The organism is Pantoea agglomerans NBRC 102470 (genome assembly GCF_001598475.1).
In the GTDB taxonomy this organism is placed as follows: Bacteria; Pseudomonadota; Gammaproteobacteria; order Enterobacterales; family Enterobacteriaceae; genus Pantoea; species Pantoea agglomerans.
The window spans coordinates 86,743-101,658 of sequence record NZ_BCZA01000010.1 but is presented as its reverse complement, the minus strand read 5'-3'; the positions used below and the strand labels follow the sequence as shown (position 1 = coordinate 101,658).

Annotated in this window: 13 protein-coding genes; 7 read left to right on the top strand and 6 right to left on the bottom strand. The window is 55.3% G+C overall.

The window, feature by feature from the left end; genetic code table 11:
• Positions 1–91: 91 nt before the first annotated feature.
• The 3 genes from PAG01S_RS18365 to PAG01S_RS18355 all read left to right on the top strand — a co-directional run bounded on the left by PAG01S_RS18365 (position 92) and on the right by PAG01S_RS18355 (position 1,618).
• On the top strand, positions 92–931 hold the full coding sequence (locus PAG01S_RS18365; protein ID WP_062759537.1) for an MBL fold metallo-hydrolase: 840 nt from the start codon (positions 92–94) through the stop codon (positions 929–931).
• Between the two features lie 184 nt (positions 932–1,115).
• A complete protein-coding gene (yefM, locus tag PAG01S_RS18360) occupies positions 1,116–1,367 on the top strand; it encodes a YoeB-YefM toxin-antitoxin system antitoxin YefM (protein ID WP_010256861.1) in 252 nt (83 codons plus the stop codon).
• Positions 1,364–1,618, top strand: a complete 255-nt coding sequence (locus PAG01S_RS18355) for a Txe/YoeB family addiction module toxin (RefSeq protein ID WP_010256862.1) — start codon at positions 1,364–1,366, stop codon at positions 1,616–1,618. Before yefM ends, PAG01S_RS18355 begins: the two co-directional genes overlap by 4 nt.
• A gap of 55 nt (positions 1,619–1,673) precedes the next feature.
• Here the strand turns inward: PAG01S_RS18355 and PAG01S_RS18350 are convergent, their stop codons facing one another.
• On the bottom strand, positions 1,674–4,220 hold the full coding sequence (locus PAG01S_RS18350) for an excinuclease ABC subunit UvrA (RefSeq protein WP_062759536.1): 2,547 nt from the start codon (positions 4,218–4,220) through the stop codon (positions 1,674–1,676).
• A gap of 663 nt (positions 4,221–4,883) precedes the next feature.
• Here PAG01S_RS18350 and PAG01S_RS18345 point away from each other — a divergent pair.
• The 3 genes from PAG01S_RS18345 (at position 4,884) to PAG01S_RS18330 (ending at position 6,822) form a co-directional block, all read left to right on the top strand.
• On the top strand, positions 4,884–5,342 hold the full coding sequence (locus PAG01S_RS18345) for an STM2901 family protein (RefSeq protein ID WP_031292265.1): 459 nt from the start codon (positions 4,884–4,886) through the stop codon (positions 5,340–5,342).
• Positions 5,336–5,629 (top strand): DUF1493 family protein, encoded by a 294-nt coding sequence (locus tag PAG01S_RS18340; RefSeq protein WP_022624214.1) that lies wholly within the window; start codon positions 5,336–5,338, stop codon positions 5,627–5,629. Before PAG01S_RS18345 ends, PAG01S_RS18340 begins: the two co-directional genes overlap by 7 nt.
• Before the next feature lie 99 nt (positions 5,630–5,728).
• Positions 5,729–6,822, top strand: a protein-coding gene (locus tag PAG01S_RS18330) for an IS3 family transposase (protein ID WP_088234242.1) whose coding sequence is annotated in 2 segments (ribosomal slippage) — positions 5,729–5,960 and positions 5,960–6,822 — 1,095 coding nt in all. Because the reading frame shifts where the segments join, the coding sequence is not laid out codon by codon here.
• Between the two features lie 213 nt (positions 6,823–7,035).
• Here PAG01S_RS18330 and PAG01S_RS18325 read toward each other — a convergent pair.
• Both PAG01S_RS18325 and PAG01S_RS18320 read right to left on the bottom strand, forming a co-directional pair.
• Entirely contained in the window at positions 7,036–8,514 is a 1,479-nt protein-coding gene (locus PAG01S_RS18325) for a YsnF/AvaK domain-containing protein (RefSeq protein WP_062759533.1), read from the bottom strand.
• 286 nt (positions 8,515–8,800) lie between these two features.
• Positions 8,801–9,370: a pyridoxamine 5'-phosphate oxidase family protein gene (locus PAG01S_RS18320; RefSeq protein ID WP_062759532.1), complete on the bottom strand. Its 570-nt coding sequence runs from the start codon at positions 9,368–9,370 to the stop codon at positions 8,801–8,803.
• Positions 9,371–9,628: 258 nt separating this feature from the next.
• On the opposite strand from PAG01S_RS18320, the gene PAG01S_RS18315 reads away from it, so the two are divergent.
• Positions 9,629–10,201, top strand: coding sequence for a GNAT family N-acetyltransferase (locus PAG01S_RS18315; protein WP_010256885.1), 573 nt, complete (start codon positions 9,629–9,631; stop codon positions 10,199–10,201).
• 55 nt (positions 10,202–10,256) lie between these two features.
• Here the strand turns inward: PAG01S_RS18315 and PAG01S_RS18310 are convergent, their stop codons facing one another.
• The 3 genes from PAG01S_RS18310 to PAG01S_RS18290 form a co-directional block, all read right to left on the bottom strand.
• Positions 10,257–12,392 carry a putative bifunctional diguanylate cyclase/phosphodiesterase gene (locus PAG01S_RS18310; protein WP_062759531.1) on the bottom strand — a complete coding sequence of 712 codons (2,136 nt, stop codon included), beginning with the start codon at positions 12,390–12,392 and terminating at the stop codon, positions 10,257–10,259.
• A 405-nt stretch (positions 12,393–12,797) separates the two neighbouring features.
• Positions 12,798–13,037 carry a hypothetical protein gene (locus PAG01S_RS18300; protein WP_010256895.1) on the bottom strand — a complete coding sequence of 80 codons (240 nt, stop codon included), beginning with the start codon at positions 13,035–13,037 and terminating at the stop codon, positions 12,798–12,800.
• A gap of 361 nt (positions 13,038–13,398) precedes the next feature.
• Positions 13,399–14,832 (bottom strand): methyl-accepting chemotaxis protein, encoded by a 1,434-nt coding sequence (locus PAG01S_RS18290; protein WP_062759528.1) that lies wholly within the window; start codon positions 14,830–14,832, stop codon positions 13,399–13,401.
• Positions 14,833–14,916: the final 84 nt, after the last annotated feature.

Genomic DNA, 14,916 nt, shown 5'->3' with positions numbered 1-14,916 from the left:
CCTCTCTACACTCTATAGCCAGGCTGATGTGCTACGCGCCGGACAGGCCGTAGCCTCTCAGAGATATCCCCATTGCCCCTATGGAGGCCCGATGAAAATTCACCACCTTAACTGTGGCTGTATGTGTCCGCTGGGCGGCGCGTTCTATGATGGATTCAGTAAAGGCCTGAAAGCACATCTGGTCTGTCACTGTCTGTTGATTGAGACGGATCGCGACGGGCTGGTGCTGGTGGATACCGGCTTTGGTCGTCAGGATATCCATGCGCCCGGCAGCCGCCTGTCCGGCTTTTTCCGCGCATTAAACAATATTCAGCGCCGCGATGAACTGACCGCACTGTCACAGTTTACGTCACTGGGTTTCCGGGCTGAGGATGTGCGGCATATTATTCTGACCCATCTCGACTTTGATCATGCTGGCGGACTGACCGATTTTCCGCAGGCGCGAATCCATCTGTTGCAGCAGGAGGTTGATACTGCGCATCAGCGCCATAGCTGGCTGTCACGGGAACGTTACCGGCCCGGACAATGGGGTGGGATCAGCAACTGGGAGACCTATCAGCCGCAGGGAGAAAAGTGGTTTGGTTTTGAGGCGGTTAATCGCCTGCGTGACTTACCGCCGGAGATTTTGCTGGTGCCGCCGGCGGGCCATACGCCGGGTCACGCGGGTATCGCGATTCAGCAACCCGATGGCTGGCTGCTGCACGGCGGCGATGCCTGGTTTTACCGCGGCGAAATGCGGCAGCAGACGCGACACTGCACGCCGGGACTGCGCTTTTACCAGTGGATGATGGGCATGGATAACGTGGCCAGACGACACAATCAGCAGCGACTGCGTGAGCTCTCCTGCCAGCGCGGCGGCGAAATCACCTTTTTTTGCAGTCACGACGCCCGTGAGCTGGATGCGTTACAGGTTAATGCGCCGCTGCGCTGATGAGAAAATACCCGTATTCACTGATTCGAGCAGCATGGTGACCGGATGAAAACTCAGGGTTATGGTTTGTCAGGCGCCTGTTACTTTGTCGCTTTCGCGATTTCATATCCAGTCTTCTCACTTAAGCTTCCTTGTCATAGCTTATCATTGTACAATGATTTGTATTACTTACTACGGAGGTACTATGAGAGCAATCAGTTACAGCGAAGCCCGACAGAATCTGTCTGCCACTATGGTTCAGACAGTTGAAGATAAAGCGCCGGTATTGATCACTCGCCAGAACGGTGAATCCTGCGTGCTGATGTCGCTTGAGGAATATAACTCACTGGAAGAGACGGCATACCTGCTGCGGTCACCTAAAAATGCGCGCAGGTTGATGGATTCTATCGAAAGCCTGCAAAGCGGTAACGGGACTGACAGGGATATTATTGAGTGAAACTAACCTGGTCCGCAGAAGCCTGGGAAGATTATCTCTACTGGCAGGATGCCGATAAAAAAACCGTTAAAAAGATAAACGAGCTGCTCAAAGATGCCAGCAGGACGCCTTTTGAAGGCAAAGGAAAACCCGAGCCGTTAAAGCATAATCTTGCAGGTTTCTGGTCACGCAGAATCACGGCAGAACATCGGCTGGTGTACGCTGTCAGCGGGGATGCTCTATTGATTGCCTCATGCCGTTATCATTACTGACGGGCTCAGGAGCTTGCGCCTGAGCCCTTACAATGCACCAGTTTCAGCGGCGTAATCATCCACCGCAATCCGGATCGCCCGCCCTCTTTTTCAGCTGTGCGGAAAGCCAGGGCGCAGTCAGACTCTCTTCAGATGCGCTGACCTCTTCCGGTGAGCCGGAGGAGACAACCCTTCCTCCTTTAAGACCCGAGCCGGGACCCAGATCAATCACCCAGTCCGCCTCTGCCACTATGCGCATGTTGTGTTCCGCCATAATTACGGTATGACCACGCTTTACCAGTTCATCCAGCACTACCAGCAGCTTATCCATGTCAGACGGGTGCAATCCTGTTGAAGGTTCATCAAGCAGATAAAGCGTGGGCGTACGCTGGACCCGCTGCAGCTCCCAGGCAAGCTTGATACGCTGGCACTCGCCGCCCGACAGTTCAGTGGCGGGCTGACCCAGGGTCAGATATCCCAGCCCCAGCGACGTCAGTGCCTTAAGCGAACGCTGGATCCCGTCATGTCCATGAAACACCTTAGTGGCGTCGTCCACGGTCAGATCAAGCACATCCGCTATCGTCAGGTTGTTCCATTTCACCTCCAGCGTTTCGGGGTTATAACGGCTTCCCGCGCAGACGGAACAGGTTGCGGTAGCGCTCGGCATGAAGAGCAGCTCAATCGAAATCTGTCCCTGCCCTTCACAGGCAGGACAGCGTCCGGCTGGCAGATTGAAGGAAAACCGGCTGGCGCTGAAGCCTTTGGCTTTCGCCGCGTCGGTGTCTGCAAACAGCCTGCGGACAATGTCGAAAAATCCGGTGTAAGTGGCCAGATTCGAGCGTGGCGTCCGGCCGATAGGACGCTGATCGATTCTGACCAACCGGCCGATGGCGTCACTTCCGCTGACAACCTGACCCTTAACGTCCGGCACCAGATCCTCTTCCTCACCCTCCTCGATGTCAGGCGTTTTGTCAAAACGTCCGAGCATTTCCGGAAGCACGCGATTCAGCAACGTCGATTTTCCGGAGCCGGACACGCCGGTGACGGCCGTCATTCTCCCCAGAGGGATGGCGATATCCACTCCGGCAATATTGTTGCAATAGACCTGTTCAAAGCAGAGCCAGCTCTCTGCAGGCCGGCGCTGGCGCAGCCCGGTATAGCTTCGTGAGAAAAGATAGGCCGAGGTGGGTGACGCACTGACTTCTTCAAGCCCTGCTGGTTCGCCGTTATAAACGATCTCACCGCCATGCGTTCCCGGACCGGGGCCGACCTCAATGAGCCAGTCTGCCTCGGCGATGAGGTCAATATTATGTTCGACGACCACCAGAGAATTACCGGCACGCACCAGGTTCTTCAGGGATGCGAGCAGCGATTTGACATCATCGGGATGCAGTCCGGCTGACGGCTCATCCAGCACATAAAGCACGCCAAACAGCCGCGATATCAGCTGGGTGGCCAGACGCACGCGCTGTAGCTCGCCGGATGAGAGTACGGTGGTACGGCGTCCCGGCGCCAGATGACCCAGACCCAGCGTTTCCAGCTGCTCAAGCCGCATACAGATATCCGACGCCATCCGGATGACCGCCTCACGCAGTGCCGCCTCTGCCGGCAGGTCCGGTGATGCGCCACGCGCATAAGGCTTCAGCAGTTCAGCGAGCTTTGAGACCGACAGCTCACTCAGGCTGGCAATGTCATGCCCGGCAAAGGTCACGGACAGCGCATCCCGGTTTAGCCTTTTACCGTGGCATTCAGAACAGGGAGTGACCGTCACAAAGCGCGCCAGCCGTTTCTTCGTCGTCTCGCTGCCACCCGAATAACTCTGCAGCACGATTTTTGCTGCACTGGTGTACGTGCCGGTATAAGCCGGCTCTTCGCCCGCCGCCAGCGCGTTTTCGCGCTGCTCAGCATTCAGACCGACAAAAATTGGCACCGATGGCTGTTCGTCAGTCAGCAGTATCCACTGCTGATCACGGGCTGAAAGCGTATTCCAGGGCGCATCAACATCGTAGCCGAGCGTCTCAAGGATGCTGCGCAGATTTTTGTTATGCCAGCCTCTGGGCCAGGAAGCGATAGCTCCCTGGCGGATGCTCAGTGAGCTATCCGGCACCATCGACTCGGTTTTAACGGTGTGCACTCTTCCCAGTCCCTGGCAATGCGGACAGGCACCTTCAGGATTGTTAGGCGAGAAAAAATCGGCGGTCATAAAGGGAACGCCTTCAGGCCTTACGCCCGCACGGGAAAACAGCAGACGCAGCGTGACAGAAATCCGGGTGAGGCTGCCCACCGTTGAACGCTCCTGCGCGCCAGCCCGGCTCTGCTGAAGCGCCACCGCGGGTGGAAGTCCGTCAATATTATCCACATCCGGTGCAGCAGCCTGATCGATCAGACGACGCGCATGTGGCGACACCGACTCGATAAACCGGCGCTGGGCTTCCGCATAGAGGGTATCAAAGGCGAGGGACGATTTACCGGAGCCTGAAACCCCGGTGAACACCACCATGGCGTTGCGGGGAAATCGCAGCGAAACATCTTTGAGATTATGTGTTCTTGCACCCTGTACCGAGATATAAGGATCAATGTGCTCATCAGCGCGGTAATGATCGGCGTTGCGTTGTTCTGTCATGATTTCCCTGATTGATAATGCACGGCAGATTCACGATCGCCTGCCGTTAATGACTAAAAATTGCAGATGCTAATCCGGCGTTCAGGCTATCCGGCCCGCTTTGGGAATAGAAACAACAGCAAGGGTAGTCAGGGATCGCGGTCTGCACAACGCGAGGGGGGTTCATCGCTTCGTGGCAGCACAGACTGGTAACCAGCGTGTACAGGAAGCCTTCTTATCTCTTAAGAAAACCCTGGAGCAAACTTAAATAAGGCAAAGCCGTCACTAGCAAATCGCTTATGTGACTCTAATGTAGATTCCTGTGGTATCGATAAATGCAGGTCTATGTAAGGTATGGATATAGACAATGGGAAATGTTTAATACCCCAGGAACCTTTCTATAACCTTTATCTCTCTATGGCCAGGTATGCGCCCCAGAGTGCCTGATGACGCCCCGCTCCCGTTATTCAGCGCGCTGACGGCATAAAAAATCATTTAAGACATAAGGATAGCGAAACCATGCCCATTTCTGAAATGATGCCGCGAGTGCCTGTAGGGAGATGAGGTGAAATTACCGTTTTTTATTATCCTGTCCCAGACCGTCAGGTTGTCAAGCATGAACGCGCGAGGTATTGTTTAAAAAGCATCAGGATGATGAATGAAGTGAACTTGTGGGAGCTGGCAGTGGATACGACTGAAGAACTCAATAACACCTATTTCTACGCAGGTAGACCGAACCTCACCGCTGGTGAGCTCTTTTTCATGATTTTCTGTGAAGAAGTCGCTGAACAGCTGGGCATTGATGACTTCGGAGCGATCGTGGCCATCCTGTCTGGACGTAATGTCCTGACTACCCGCACCAAACCGCGCGATGCTCTCAAAGGTACCTCCTATGCCTCACGGGCAGCACGCAGAGTATTCCCTAACGCCAAGTTTCCTTTCGGCATACAGCTCCCCACCATCGTAGGGGGATACCCGCCCCGGACCGCGCGTATCCTTTTTACGCATAAGCTCAGCACCTTTGTTGGTCGGGCGATACCCGTCGTGGGCTGGGTGATTCTGGCAAGAGACGTTGCCGATATCAGTTTCAATTCGGTCAGACTGTACAATGCCATCGCTCGCGGGGAGGATAAGTTATGGTAGATGACACACAGGCACGCGTAATGGCACTCATTGAGCCGTGGAACGGCCGATCGCTGCTTACGTTCCGGAAAAAAACACTCACGCCAGAGATGTCGCTTAATCAGGACATGAAGCTTGACCCGGAGGACGCTGCGGAATGCCTTCAGAACGTCTTCGATGCGTTTGGAATGGATTCTGATCTGGTGACTTTCAGCCTCTACTATCCAAAAAACCCGCGCGAGGCCATCCCTCTTACTATCGGGATGGTAATCGAGTCAGCCCGTGCCAGGCGATGGTGCTATGACTGATATGACCTGCTCCCCGTTGATTAGTACACCCCGATGTTAGTAATGTCTTCATAAGCCACATGAGGGCATCCCCATGAAGAAGCGTTTTCCTACGAACAGATCATCAGTATCCTCCGCGAGGCCGAAGCCGGGGTTTCTGCACGGGAACTCTGCCGTAAGTATTCTATTTCAGACGCTACTTTCTACACCTGGCGCAAGAAGTTTGGCGGCATGGAAGTCCCTGAGGTAAAGCGGCTTAAGTTACTTGAAGAGGAGAACGTCCGCCTTAAGAAGCTGCTCGCCGAAGCCATGCTGGATAAGGAGGCGCTTCAGGTGGCTTTGGGTCGAAAGTTCTGACGACAGACCAGAAGCGGGAAGCCGTGGAAGTCATATGTGATGCAACGGGTCTGTCGCAACGTCGTGCCTGCAGGCTGGCAGGTCTGTCTCTTTCAACCTGCCGTTATTCAGCTCAGCGTCCGGCTGCTGACGCGCAGCTATCTCTACGCATCACAGAGCTGGCACCTGAACGCCGTCGCTTTGGTTACCGGCGGATCTGGCAGTTATTGCGTCGTGAGGGCCTTCACGTCAACCACAAGCGGGTATACCGCATTTATCACCTTAACGGCCTGAGTGTGAAGCGCAGACGACGTCGTAAGGGTCTGGCGACTGAGCGGCTTCCGCTGCTTCGCCCGGATGCGCCCAATCTGACCTGGTCAATGGATTTCGTCATGGATGAACTGGCCACCGGTCGCAGGATCAAGTGCCTTAACTGCGTCGATGACTTCACAAAGGAATGCCTGACTGTCACTGTTGCCTTTGGGATTTCAGGCGTGCAGGTCACGCATATTCTGGACAGTATTGCGCTGTTTCGCGGATATCCGGCTACGATAAGAACTGACCAGGGGCCGGAGTTTACCTGTAGAGCACTTGACCAATGGGCCTTTGAGCATTGCGTGGAGCTGCGGCTTATTCAGCCCGGTAAACCGACACAGAACGGATTTATTGAGAGTTTTAACGGACGCTTTCGCGATGAATGTCTGAATAAGCACTGGTTCAGCGATATTGTTCATGCCCGGAAAATCATTAATGACTGGCGGCAGGACTATAACGAGTCCAGACCTCATTCATCGCTGAATTACCAGACGCCGTCTGAATTTGCAGCAGGCTGGAGAAATGGAAAATCAGAAGGTGAACAAACCGACATTACTAACTGATCGTTGTATCTAATACTAGGGGCAGGTCACGAATAACGTACACACACTTAAGACGAGAGCTCTATACAACTTTCAATGTGGCCATTCTCCGTCAACGGGTGTCAGGTCTAAGTGATGCCATTAAATTGCCTACAGAATTTCAGTGTGATTTATGAAAAAAACCCGTCTGCGACGGGTTTTCAGGCATAGAAGGCGACAATCACCGCTCCGGTATTACGGCTTTTCAAACTTGTTTTCGACTTTCTCTTTCGCTTCCGCGATTTTATCACCGGCCTTTTCCGCGAAACCCTCTTTATGCGCTGGCTCGCTGCCTGGCGTTACCGGACGGGTGTCGTGGTCAGCGCGGGCCTGACGCGTGCTTTCAAGCAACGGATCGGCCACAGTACGATTCCCGGTCAGCCGATCTGCGCCGAGAGGATCTGTACTGGCATGGTCAATATCCACTTCCTGACGGCGTACCGAATCGTTGATAGTTTCAACCCGATCGCTTGTCTCTTTGCGTAACACCACCTCTTCAATGATCTCCGCGGTCTTATTAATCACGGGCTGCTCATGCGTCTCTTCCACTTCGACAGTTTTTTCAGACCAGTCAACATGGGTGGGTGAACCTGATTCATTCACCGGACGACGGAAGATTGCGGCGTGCTGCTCATGCAGCGAGACATTTTCTGAGACCTGATCGGTGACAGTGTAGCGGCGAACGCGGGTTGAACCTTCGCTGACCAGACGTTTACCCACTTCCAGTCGCTCCTCTGCCAGACGCAGTACATCCTCGTCACTTTCGTCACCGGTCAGGGCGGTACGGGCAGCGCCACGATGGGCAGGATCGCTAGAGAGCGGATCGGCGGCGGCATTATCCTGAAGCGTTCCACTGGCAGGTGCTGTCAGACCATCACTGGTCGCGTAACCTGGCGCGTAATCATCGGGCAGCGCCGCACTGCGCTCGGTAAGTTCTTCATGTGCATCAAGGATGCCCAAGGCGCGAGGTAACTCATCTTCATCGGCCCGCAGCGACAGCACTACTCCGCCGGTTCGCATCGCGTCTTCATACACTTCGGCCTGATCCTCCTCCAGCGTATTGCCGAACAGGCGTTGCCAGAAACCAGGGTGACGGGCCTCCTGACCTTCGGTACGCAAACGATCACCGGAGATGATATCAATGTCATCATCAAGGAACCCGGCCTTGATCAGGTTACGCTTTGCACCCTCTGCCAGTGAGATATTGCTGAACATTGTTACGATTGTTTCACGCGCCATGTTGTGTTCCTCGGTGATGGATTCGGACGGCTCTGAATAGCGTGTTCGGGTCAGGTGAGCGTGCTGTTTGCGCAGGGAGACGACCTGTTCTGTCGCTTCCTCACTGACAACTTTGCGGATATGCCACTCCTCTTTCAGCACCAGATGACGAACGATCTCGATTTCCTCTTCAACGACAGGAATGATCAGAACGCCATTTTCTTCACGGATCTCCGGCATCTCAGCCAGCCGTTCCGATTTAGGAATGCGTTCTATTTCCGCCGTCTGATGCCGGAGCATCAGCGCAATCTTCTGCTGATGCTCAGTGACCTGTCGGGTAACCCTGACATGACCGTCGATGACCCGCTGTTTCGAGACCTCAACGGTTTCCTCCGCCAGGCTTAGCACCTGGTCGCTACCCTCTGACCCTGGTTTTTCAGGAGGTTGATTGTTCATGTTTAACCTGCCTGTGATACAGAGCGATCATTTGTACTTTTCTTTACCTTGAGCATAAGTCACTGCTTTTCGGTTAGTTAAAGCCTGGCACAAACAATGACAAAAGATAGGAAAAAGCAGAAAAACGCCATCATATGAAGATAACGTGGTGCTAAAATCGGATAAGCGGTGAGGCAGATAAAAAACAGCTAACGAAGCGGCAGACAGTGAAATCTCTTTTATCGTGTGCGCGAAAAGAGGATCAATCAGGCGTTGACCTGACCTGAAGTGAATCAGGCACATCGGGTCAGGGATTGAGCCACTCGCTTTCCTGCAACTCGCCGTTAGCCGAATAGCGAAACAGGCCGCGCTGATTTTCGTTTCGCTGAAGCTGATAAGCGTCCAGCACACCGGCCTGCAAAATCACCACGCCAAAACGGGATTCCCCGGTTTCCGCTGCCGTCGCGTCAGACGTCTCGTTAGCCGTTGTCCGCGCTTCCCCAGGAGGTCCGCCGGTGTAAGTCTGCCGCGTGTGCTGCGGTAACGCACGCCAGGCTGCCCGGGCAACATCACTTCCCGCCGCATAACACGCAACCCGCCCTGCCAGCCGTAACTGCAGGCGACGCTGATGGCAATATCCCAGCACGGTGACCTGCGGATTCGCCGCCATCTCCTGCCACTTCGGGCTGCGAACATCCGTATGAAATGTCAGCATCCTGCGGTCGTCGGCACACTTGCGCAGAACCACGGTGCGCGCCTGAGGTTGTAGCAGAGCATCGACCGTACAGAGCATCAGATAACGAAATCCACCCTGTGGATCGGTTGCAGATTCCTGCAGCGCAGCCCAGGCTCCAGTTTCAAACGTTTTCAATTCCATGGGGATTACTCTCATCAGGGTCAATTTCAGCCATCTGGCTAAAAGCGTAGCAATGAAGTGGGCAGAAGGCCTGACAGCGCAGCGATAAGAGCAAATGTGGCAAGCGGGAGCTGGACAATGCACGAGAGCAGGAGCTGGTGAAATAGCGTCGGGATTGCGGGATACCTCGCAGAGCGGCAAAAGCGCGTCCCGCCAGTCAGCCACTCTGTGTTATTTTGCGCCATCGCCACAGAGATCCGATCCGCAGGGAGTTGCACGATGACAACTGAAGAGTCTGCTGAAATACTGCTGAAAGTCACCTCGCCGCGCCTGACTTATCGGTCACTTCGGCAGGAAGACTGGCCCTTCTATCTGGCAGTCAGTCAGGATAGATCGGTGATGCAGTACATCAGCGATCCGCGCAGCGCTGAAGAGATCAGAACCCACTCATTTGATGTCCGCCTGCCCGCCTGGTACAAGGGCTGCAGGCACTGGCTCTGTCTGGTTATCGGAGAAAAAACATCCGGTGCTCCGGCTGGCTTTTGCGGGTTTATCGATCGTGGAGAGGGTATTGCGGAGTTTGGCTTTATTCTGGCCGCAGATGCGCAGGGCAAAGGCTACGGCAGCGAGTCTCTGCATGCCATTATCACCTTCTGCTTTGAGCAACAGGAATACCGCAAACTGATCGCGACGGTGACGGCAGGCAATGCGGCCTCACGCCGGACCCTGATTTCAGCGGGCTTTGTGCAGGAGGGGACGTTGCGGCAGAACTTCTTCCTCAACGGCCAGTGGCAGGATGACTGGATCTTCGGCTTGCTGAAACAGGAATACCAGCCCGCACACTCACCCTGAGGCGCAGACTATCAGCGTCGGGCATCCTCCGCTACGCTCGCCACAATCAGACCGATTAGCGTGGCGTAACGTCATAACCGCTGGCGATAGCGACAGCGGGCGCACAGTACTCCTCTCCGCACAGCATCGCCTCAAAGTCCGCCGGCGTCAGTGGCTGGCACAGGCCATTGCCCTGCATAATGTCGCATCCGGCGGCCGTAACAAAAGCGATCTGCTCTTTATCTTCCACGCCTTCGGCGGCCACCCGGATACCCAGGCTTTTGCCGAGCGCGGTAATGGCCCGGAACATCATACGCACCCGCATGCTGGAACCCAGCTCGTGCGTCATCGACTTATCGATTTTAAAACCCGTCACAACGCTATAGCGCAGCAGGTTAATCGCCCCCAGCGTACGCCCGTAATGATCGATAACGAACGAGGCTCCCGTTCGGCGTACGGCGTCAACCTGAACCGGCATATCCTGCATCAGCACGGCCAGCAGTGGCTCATCCACTTCCAGCTCAACAAAACCGGCATCGCCTCCGGCACTCTCACGTATTACCGTCTCCAGGCTGTTCCCTGCAAGCTGGCGCGGAAACAGGTTAATGCTGACGCGAAGCTGAGGAGAGCGAACCTGCCACTGCCGGACCTGTGCCAGAGCACTGCGGATGATCCATTCACCCAGCGTGACTGAAAGCGGACTTTTAACCAGCATGCCGATAAATTCAGCCGGCAACAGCAGCCCGCGCGTCGGATGCTGCCAGCGTACCAGTGTCTCGCAGCCAATAAGCTTTCCGCTTTCAACGTCGTAGCGGGGCTGATAGTAAAGAGTGAACTGCTGCTGCCGCACCGCCGTTTCCAGTTCGCGCTCAAAGCGGCGGCGCTGCTGCTCCGCTTCACGAAACGCGGGCATAAACAGCATGCTGCAGCCTTTACCCGACGCTTTGGCGCGATAGAGCGCCAGATCAGCGGCGGACATCACCGAAGAGGGATCCCTGCCGTGCTCCGGATAGGAGGCGATGCCGGTGCTGGCACCGACCACCACCGGTGAGTCGTGATAGCGGAACGGCGTCTGAACGGCCGCAATCAGTTTCTCCGCCGTGATCGCCGCCTCTGCGCTGCCGCCCGCTAACAGGATCACAAATTCATCACCGCCCAGGCGCGCAGCCGTCACGGCACTGGCGCACACCGCACGAATCTGTTCGGCAACGTGGCACAATAACGCATCGCCTGCAGCATGCCCCAGCGTATCGTTAACCTCTTTAAAACCATCGAGATCGGTCATCAGTAACGTATAGGGGACGCCCGCCCTGGTCAGCTGGCCGACCTGATCCATAAACGCGCTGCGGCTGGCGAGACGTGTCAGCATATCCAGTGAGGCCAGCTCACAGAGCCGCGCCTCACTCTCATAGCGGGCCGTGACATCGCGGATGATCATGCCCACCAGCCGTTCGCCCTCTTCACGCCAGCCCGAAAAAGAGACCTCTGCCGGAAATTCACGACCTTCACGCGTAACACCCCATATCTGCAAAGAGCGTGGGTGCGAGATAGCTGCTTCGTCAGAGGTAATCCGGACCAGTTCATTACGGTAGTCAGTCTGACAGCGAGCAGGGATCAGCTCGCTGATATACTGGCCTCGCATCTCCTCTGCGCTGTAGCCGAACAGCGCGGTGGCGGCCGGGTTCCAGAAGGTTATGCCACGCCGAAGGTCGGTGCAGACAATGGCGTCAGGCGAAGTGGATGAGATCGCCTCGAGTCGCTGCTGGCTGGTGTAGCGCAATAACTCCAGACGATGCATCTCCATGCGATCCATCACCAGGGCAGCAATATCGTTCAGATGCTTTCGATCCTCTGCAGTTAACGGCTCACGAGGATGGCTGTCGGTCAGGCAGACCGTGCCAATATGATGCCCATCCGGGGTCGAGAGCGGGATTCCCGCGTAAAAGCGGATAAAGGGGTAGCCGTGAACCAGCGGACTGTCGCGGAAGCGCGGATCTTTCAGCGTATCGGGCACGCAGAGGATATCGCCCTGCGCCAGGGTATGGTGGCAGAAGGCGACGTTGCGCGCCGTACCTGAAATATTTAAACCGTAACGGGAGGCAAAAAACTGCCGCTTTTCATCAATAAGCGAGACAAAAGCGACCGGCACCCGAAACAGCCGCGCGGCAAGCGTAGTGAGGCGATCCAGCGCATCGGTCGGCGGTGAATCCATCAGATGATACTGCTTAAGTGCGTCGAGGCGAGCCGCCTCGGCATCATGATAAACTGGACGTTTCAGCGTAACTCTCCTCTGGTGTTATCTGCTGTGGCTGGCCTGACACAGCATAAAGAGGACACGTTCAATCAGACAGAACGCGCAGAGTTCGCTGCCGATCCGTTGCCGGAAGAAAGGCCCGTCAGTAAACCCGGCAGCAACAGGTTGCTGCGCTGAGCCCGATAAAGATGACACCGCAGACAGCGAGGCATCAGTTAACACGTTATCCCTGCCAGAGAGGGTGCGGCGGACCGCACAGTATTATCTGGCCAGAGCATATCAGACAGGCGGTAATGCGCCTCGCTTAGCTCTGTATATCGGCCCGACATGACTTTACTTAAGAGAAAACAGAGGATGAACGCCTTACTTTTTCAGCTTTGGTACCAGTTGATAGTGCGGATGCTCTCCGGCGAGCAGCATCAGCAGTTCATACTCTCCCTGACTGAGCAGCGCAGGATTTTTCGATGCTTCTTTCGTCTGCCAGACACGCTGGCTAAGATCGAAACGCTCGGCTGCAATCTCCTGAGAGAGACCGGCCGCAAGGCGCAGCTCACGCACGTTGTGCTGGACGGCGACAGGCCGCTGTAAAATCTGATTTCCCATATAAACGCTCCGCATACGGTGCCCCGGCGAGATGGCCGGGCAGAAGTACACGCCTGCGGCCAAAACATAAATTTGAGTTAAGTTTTAACAGCCCGGCGTTTTACACTTATCAGGAAAGCGTAACGCACCAGTAAAAACAGAGAAAATAACCTGAATTATATTTAAATCACTGCCCGGATAATTTTTGCACCGCTGAGAATAGTAATTGTCATTCTGAATGGTGGCGTTGATCGAATGATGATCAACGTCAATCACAGTCACAAAAAATGACCGTTTCATTCCTCTTTTAAAAAGAGTGAACGTTAATCGTTATTCCGTGCCGGACAGACATTATCTACAGTTCAGAAAAAATACGTTCAGGCTATGCCCGCGCAAACGTTGCCCAGCCGCCTTTTTCATCAGGCGTGACGCGTTTAGGCTCTACGGCAAGAGGGTGATGCGGCAGGGTAAAGCGCGTAATCACGCTGCCCAGCGTTTCAGTCTGTCCACTGAGACTGCCTGCCGTCGCCGAAACCTGCTGAACCAGCGTCGCATTCTGCTGCGTTACGCGGTCAAGTTCTGCAACGGCGACCGTGACCTGGGCAATCCCTTTGCTCTGTTCATCCGAAGCCAGCGCAATCTGTCCGATCAGTTCATTCACGCCGCCGACGCCGCGCAGCACGGCCTCCATGGTGGTTCCTGCGCTCTCAGCCGCCCGCCGTCCATCGTCAACGCGTGCCACGGTATCGGCAATCAGCTCTTCGATCTCTTTAGAGGCAGCAGCACTTCGCTGTGCCAGTGAACGCACCTCACTGGCGACCACCGCGAAGCCGCGGCCCTGTTCGCCCGCACGGGCGGCTTCTACAGCGGCGTTTAACGCCAGAATGTTGGTCTGAAACGCAATACCATTAATAGTGGTGGTGAACTGCCGGATTTTTTCTGATCCCTGAGCGATGCTGGTGATGGCTGCCGATACCAACTGAACCAGTTCCACGCCCTGCTGAGTCGTATCCGTGGTGCTGGCAGCCAGTTCACGTGCCTCGCGGGCATTCTGTGCATTGTGACGCACGGTGACGGTAATCTCCTCCATGCTGGCTGCGGTCTGCTCCAGCGCAGCAGCCTGAGTGGATGTCCGGTCGGAGAGATCGGCGTTACCCGCAGCAATGTCCCCCGCTTCACGATGAAGAATGGCTGCGTTGTCTCGGATAGCGCTGACCGTCTGCAACAGACTGTGCTGCATCTCTTTGACCAGCGGCACCAGTTGCCCGACACAGTTGCGCCCCAGATCTTCCGGCTCGCGCGTCAGATCGCCATCGGCAATAATTTTTAAATGACCGCGAATTTTACCTACCGGACGCACCAGATGGACGACCAGATAGCGGTCACAAAACAGCAGCAACGCCACTGCCGCCAGCAGTGCTGCCAGCAATACTCCCTCAAGCCGATGCCGGTCAGCCTTCAGGGGTGCCTGATTCCCGGCCAGCTGCTGCGTCACCTTGTCCAGCTGCGCACGTGCAACCGTTGCGTATTCTGAGGGGGTTGTCGTAAGTGCCGCGCGGACGTTATCCCAGTCAGCATCGGCCGGGGTTGAGGCGACGAGCGCGTTTTTATCGGCTGACGTACCGCTCTGCATGACGATAGCGCTGTGCGCCAGAAAGCTCAGTTGCTGCGTCAGAACGGCTGAACGATCGGTTTGACGAAAGATATCGCGCACGACCTGGCTGCTGTAGCCACCGGCCAGCACGACGATGCCCAGTGAGACGATCATCATCCACAGCACAACGCGGCGGATAGTGAAATGCCTGAGTGAATTCATGAGGTTTCCCCGATGTTGTCATTGGTGTAGTTAAAATTAAACAAAAATAAGTTATGTCATCTACTTTAGTGCGTTATTATATAG